Genomic DNA, 975 nt, shown 5'->3' on the forward strand with positions numbered 1-975 from the left:
ACCGTTATCTACTGGTTATGAATCCTGACCCTAACAAAGCCCCGATCCCTGCGGAGAGAAAAGATTGCGACCATCGCCGTTCTTCCGGAGTCGATGTCGGAGACCTGAGCTGTTCGAAAGCATAGTAAAGAAGCGCGCCAACGACGATTATCGCGCAGATGAACAAAACCACATCCTTGAATAGACGAACCTTAACCTCTCCTGGCAGTTCGTCCTTCTTAAGGGAGACGCTATGACCCGGAGGTGGCGCGTTCAGGTTGATTGTGTGCTCTGCGGGACGAGCGTTTAGGTCAATAGTGGTCACAGCCCGATAAACTCTGTGGTCATAGTGCGTGTCTGGCCGTCTACGAGGCCAAGCTTCAAGCCCTGCTTCTTGCCGTCCTGTGCTGCAAGAAAAATTTGCAGTGCTTTACGAATGATCTCGGACTTGGTCGTCTCACTGGCGGAGACGATCTTATCGATCTCGCTGTTTAGTTCGTCAGACAAAACCAGGTTCATACGAACACTCATAGCGCCCTCCATGGTAAGCAGAATATGCGCTAAATATGTGCCTGAATGGCGCATCGGTCAAGCAAGTCATGAGGGCCATTGTGTCCGGGCCAAGATGGTGGGGTCCAGAACGGATACAAACCGCAAACCGCAACCGTTGCGGCCAACACACTCGCAACCCGCGGGTCGGTTGCGGCGAGCTCGCAATCATCGCCGCTGGCCCATCGAGGCGGACGCCGAGCACGCCTCGAACAGCTCGTTGGCTGGGCGAAAGCACCCTGCCCTTAGATCTACAGTTCCAGCCGCCTGACTCAAATATACTGCGGTTCGCATCACGGTGCCGCGCCACCAGCCTGATGCCGAGCTTTTTCTCATAGCGCCACGACAACGCTGTTCCGCCCAGACGACCTCGCTATACACTTCGCCTCCCGCATGGGAGCCGCGAACTTCGACGCTAGGGTCCAGACTCATTGAGTTTCAGAGCCA

The 975-nt window shown here is 55.4% G+C and carries 1 protein-coding gene; it reads right to left on the minus strand.

Features of this window, described 5'->3' with window-relative positions:
* Positions 1 to 300: 300 nt before the first annotated feature.
* The gene (locus E2K76_RS20140) at positions 301 to 510 is read right to left on the minus strand and encodes a ribbon-helix-helix domain-containing protein (protein WP_136686212.1); all 210 of its coding nucleotides are present in this window, start codon (positions 508 to 510) and stop codon (positions 301 to 303) included.
* Positions 511 to 975: the final 465 nt, after the last annotated feature.

The organism is Falsirhodobacter xinxiangensis (assembly GCF_004959935.1).
GTDB lineage: Bacteria > Pseudomonadota > Alphaproteobacteria > Rhodobacterales > Rhodobacteraceae > Falsirhodobacter > Falsirhodobacter xinxiangensis.

Excerpts from the sequence above, each read along its gene's own strand:
- E2K76_RS20140 (WP_136686212.1), bottom strand. The coding sequence starts at position 510 with ATGAGTGTTCGTATGAACCTGGTTTTGTCTGACGAACTAAACAGCGAG.